Source organism: Chryseobacterium cupriresistens, from assembly GCF_046614675.1.
Classification (GTDB): Bacteria; Bacteroidota; Bacteroidia; order Flavobacteriales; family Weeksellaceae; genus Chryseobacterium; species Chryseobacterium cupriresistens.
This window is the reverse complement of record NZ_JBKKJT010000017.1, coordinates 1-5,077: the sequence shown is the minus strand read 5'-3', so window position 1 is coordinate 5,077 and position 5,077 is coordinate 1. Positions and strand designations below refer to the sequence as shown.

At 47.6% G+C, this 5,077-nt stretch carries 2 tRNA genes and 2 rRNA genes; all 4 read right to left on the bottom strand.

The window, feature by feature from the left end:
- Positions 1-2: 2 nt before the first annotated feature.
- Positions 3-2,753: ribosomal RNA gene (locus ACLI50_RS22495) — 23S ribosomal RNA — on the bottom strand.
- 153 nt (positions 2,754-2,906) lie between these two features.
- Positions 2,907-2,980 (bottom strand) — tRNA-Ala (locus tag ACLI50_RS22490).
- Positions 2,981-3,062: 82 nt separating this feature from the next.
- Positions 3,063-3,136: transfer RNA gene (locus ACLI50_RS22485), tRNA-Ile, on the bottom strand.
- Between the two features lie 223 nt (positions 3,137-3,359).
- Positions 3,360-4,876: ribosomal RNA gene (locus ACLI50_RS22480) — 16S ribosomal RNA — on the bottom strand.
- The 16S and 23S rRNA genes sit together here with 2 tRNA genes alongside, the layout of an rRNA operon.
- Between the last annotated feature and the right edge of the window lie 201 nt (positions 4,877-5,077).

Below are 5,077 nucleotides of genomic sequence, written 5' to 3'. Positions count from 1 at the left end.
CTATAAATCTACGGGTAATTAGTACTACTTGGCTATGACATTACTGTCTTTACACCTATAGCCTATCAACGTCGTCATCTACAACGACCCTTAAAAGATGTCTCATCTTGAGGCGAGTTTCGCACTTATATGCTTTCAGTGCTTATCTCTTCCAAACGTAGCTACTCAGCGGTGCACCTGGCGGTACAACTGATACACCAGAGGTTTGTTCAATTCGGTCCTCTCGTACTAGAATCAAGCCCTCTCAAACATCTAACGCCCGCAATAGATAGAGACCGAACTGTCTCACGACGTTCTGAACCCAGCTCGCGTGCCACTTTAATGGGCGAACAGCCCAACCCTTGGGACCTTCTCCAGCCCCAGGATGTGACGAGCCGACATCGAGGTGCCGAACCTCCCCGTCGATGTGAGCTCTTGGGGGAGACTAGCCTGTTATCCCCGGAGTACCTTTTATCCTATGAGCGATGGCCCTTCCATACGGAACCACCGGATCACTATGTCCTGCTTTCGCACCTGATCGACTTGTTGGTCTCACAGTCAAGCACCCTTATGCCATTACACTCTACGCACGGTTACCAAGCGTGCTGAGGGTACCTTTGAAAGCCTCCGTTACTCTTTTGGAGGCGACCACCCCAGTCAAACTACCCACCACGCAATGTCCTTCTGAAAGAAGTTAGGCTCCAAGTAAGTAAAGGGTGGTATTTCAACGTCGGCTCCACAAACACTAGCGTGCCTGCTTCAAAGCCTCCCACCTATCCTACACATTACTTACTCAAAGTCAATACGAAGTTATAGTAAAGGTTCACAGGGTCTTTTCGTCCCATTGCGGGTAATCGGCATCTTCACCGATACTACAATTTCACCGAGCTCGTGGCTGAGACAGTGCCCAGATCGTTACACCATTCGTGCAGGTCGGAACTTACCCGACAAGGAATTTCGCTACCTTAGGACCGTTATAGTTACGGCCGCCGTTTACTGGGGCTTCAGTTAATGCCTTCGCTTACGCTAAGCACCTTCCTTAACCTTCCAGCACCGGGCAGGTGTCAGACCCTATACAGCATCTTTCGATTTAGCAGAGTCCTGTGTTTTTGATAAACAGTCGCCTGGGCCTCTTCACTGCGGCCACCATTGCTGATGGCGTCTCTTCTTCCGAAGTTACGAGACTATTTTGCCTAGTTCCTTAGCCACGACTCACTCGAGCACCTTAGGATTCTCTCCTCGACCACCTGTGTCGGTTTTGGTACGGGTTGCTTCACTTCGGCTTTTCTTGGATCAGATTACACTACAGCAGCTTCGCCCGAAGGCTAGGCCTTGACTATTCCGTCAGTCTCCAGCAGCTACATCCAACCGTCCCCTTTTATTGTGAGCAAGTATGGGAATATTAACCCATTGTCCATCCACTACCCCTTTCGGGTTCGCGTTAGGTCCCGACTAACCCTCAGCTGATTAGCATGGCTGAGGAAGCCTTGGTCTTTCGGTGAGCAGGTTTCTCGCCTGCTTTATCGTTACTTATGCCTACATTTTCTTTTCTATCCGCTCCACAATACCTCACAGTACTGCTTCGGCGCAAATAGAATGCTCTCCTACCAGATATATCTAAAATATAAATCCATAGCTTCGGTAATATGTTTATGCCCGATTATTATCCATGCCGGACCGCTCGACTAGTGAGCTGTTACGCACTCTTTAAATGAATGGCTGCTTCCAAGCCAACATCCTAGCTGTCAATGCAGTCCAACCGCGTTGTTTCAACTTAACATATATTTGGGGACCTTAGCTGTTGGTCTGGGTTCTTTCCCTCTCGGACATGGACCTTAGCACCCATGCCCTCACTGCCGTAGAACATTTATTAGCATTCGGAGTTTGTCAGGAATTGGTAGGCGATGAAACCCCCGCATCCAATCAGTAGCTCTACCTCTAATAAACTTATATACGACGCTGCACCTAAATGCATTTCGGAGAGTACGAGCTATCTCCCAGTTTGATTGGCCTTTCACCCCTACCCACAGGTCATCCGAAGACTTTTCAACGTCAACCGGTTCGGTCCTCCACTCTGTGTTACCAGAGCTTCAACCTGCCCATGGGTAGATCACAAGGTTTCGCGTCTAATCCTACTAACTATGCGCCCTATTCAGACTCGCTTTCGCTCCGGCTCCGGTACTTAATACCTTAACCTCGCTAGTAAAATTAACTCGTAGGCTCATTATGCAAAAGGCACGCCGTCACAGCATTACGCTGCTCCGACCGCTTGTAGGCGTACGGTTTCAGGTTCTATTTCACCCTTCTATTCGAAGTGCTTTTCACCTTTCCTTCACAGTACTTGTTCACTATCGGTCTTTCAGGAGTATTTAGCCTTGGAGGATGGTCCCCCCATATTCAGACAGGATTTCACGTGTCCCGCCCTACTCATTTATCATCTCTATATACCTTTCGAATACCGGGCTATCACCGTCTATGGCTGTTCTTTCCAGAACATTCTTCTAAATATATAAAGACTTTTGGGCTAATCCGCTTTCGCTCGCCACTACTTACGGAATCTCTTCGATTTCTTTTCCTCCGGGTACTTAGATGTTTCAGTTCTCCGGGTTTGCTCCTCTTACGAGGTGACATATCTTCAATATGCCGGGTTGCCCCATTCGGATATCTGCGGATCAATTCGTGTGTGCCAATCCCCGCAGCTTTTCGCAGCTTACCACGTCCTTCGTCGCCTCTGAAAGCCTAGGCATCCGCCATACGCCCTTAACGATTTCTTTCCTATTGGTTACTCAAGCGCTTTATGCGCTCGGTTTTCTCTTTGTGATGTCTTTACCGTTAATGTCAATGATCTTAATGTCTTTCTTTTGGTTTAGTAAACAATTGTTGTTGTTGGCTCCAATCGTAACTTTTAAACTAAACCTCCAAAACTGTGGAGAATAAGGGAGTCGAACCCTTGACCTCCTGCGTGCAAGGCAGGCGCTCTAGCCAGCTGAGCTAATTCCCCCTCTAGTTGCTTCTAGCTTATGGCTTCTTGCTATTGGCTAAATGCCAGCAGCCAAAAGCTATTCGCCATCCGCTTTAATTAGTAGTCTCGGGCAGGCTCGAACTGCCGACCTCTACATTATCAGTGTAGCGCTCTAACCAGCTGAGCTACGAGACTGTCTTTTAGACGTAAAAGATGATAGACTGATAGATAATAGACTAATTTCTTCGTCTTTCTCTCTCTGCTTTTATCTTCTTTGCCTCTCTCAATCCCTTTACTAATTTCTAGTGGGTTTTGTATTTTTAATATAAATCAACCAAACAAAAAACTAAAGCTATGCTTTAAGTAAGTATTTTGTATCTTACGATACTGATTTTGTTTAACGTCCTAAGACGCTCTAAAATGAGATGTTCCAGCCGCACCTTCCGGTACGGCTACCTTGTTACGACTTAGCCCTAGTTACCTGTTTTACCCTAGGCAGCTCCTGTTACGGTCACCGACTTCAGGTACCCCAGACTTCCATGGCTTGACGGGCGGTGTGTACAAGGCCCGGGAACGTATTCACCGCGCCATGGCTGATGCGCGATTACTAGCGATTCCAGCTTCATAGAGTCGAGTTGCAGACTCCAATCCGAACTGAGACCGGCTTTCGAGATTTGCATCACTTCGCAGTGTAGCTGCCCTCTGTACCGGCCATTGTATTACGTGTGTGGCCCAAGGCGTAAGGGCCGTGATGATTTGACGTCATCCCCACCTTCCTCTCTACTTGCGTAGGCAGTCTCACTAGAGTCCCCAACTTAATGATGGCAACTAGTGACAGGGGTTGCGCTCGTTGCAGGACTTAACCTAACACCTCACGGCACGAGCTGACGACAACCATGCAGCACCTTGAAAAATGTCCGAAGAAAAGTCTATTTCTAAACCTGTCATTTCCCATTTAAGCCTTGGTAAGGTTCCTCGCGTATCATCGAATTAAACCACATAATCCACCGCTTGTGCGGGCCCCCGTCAATTCCTTTGAGTTTCAAACTTGCGTTCGTACTCCCCAGGTGGCTAACTTATCACTTTCGCTTAGTCTCTGAAGCTTGCGCTCCAAAAACGAGTTAGCATCGTTTACGGCGTGGACTACCAGGGTATCTAATCCTGTTCGCTCCCCACGCTTTCGTCCATCAGCGTCAGTTGTTGCTTAGTAACCTGCCTTCGCAATTGGTGTTCTAAGTAATATCTATGCATTTCACCGCTACACTACTTATTCCAGCTACTTCAACAACACTCAAGACCTGCAGTATCAATGGCAGTTTCACAGTTAAGCTGTGAGATTTCACCACTGACTTACAGATCCGCCTACGGACCCTTTAAACCCAATAAATCCGGATAACGCTTGCACCCTCCGTATTACCGCGGCTGCTGGCACGGAGTTAGCCGGTGCTTATTCGTATAGTACCTTCAGCTACCCTCACGAGGGTAGGTTTATCCCTATACAAAAGAAGTTTACAACCCATAGGGCCGTCGTCCTTCACGCGGGATGGCTGGATCAGGCTCTCACCCATTGTCCAATATTCCTCACTGCTGCCTCCCGTAGGAGTCTGGTCCGTGTCTCAGTACCAGTGTGGGGGATCACCCTCTCAGGCCCCCTAAAGATCGCAGACTTGGTGAGCCGTTACCTCACCAACTATCTAATCTTGCGCGTGCCCATCTCTATCCACCGGAGTTTTCAATACCGAATGATGCCATTCAGTATATTATGGGGTATTAATCTTCCTTTCGAAAGGCTATCCCCCAGATAAAGGCAGGTTGCACACGTGTTCCGCACCCGTACGCCGCTCTCAAGATCCCGAAAGATCTCTACCGCTCGGCTTGCATGTGTTAGGCCTCCCGCTAGCGTTCATCCTGAGCCAGGATCAAACTCTCCATTGTATGTTTGTCTGACTCACTCAAAGTTTTTAACGCTTTAGTTTTTCCTTACTTGGTTGTTATATTGTATGTCAATGATCTTTATATCTTCCGCTTTTCAACGAAGCAATCTCTCTGTCAGTGTCGCTCCGTATTTGCGAGTGCAAAAGTAAAACTTTATTTTTTAATGACCAAATGTTTTTGAAGAAAATTTTAAAGTTTTTT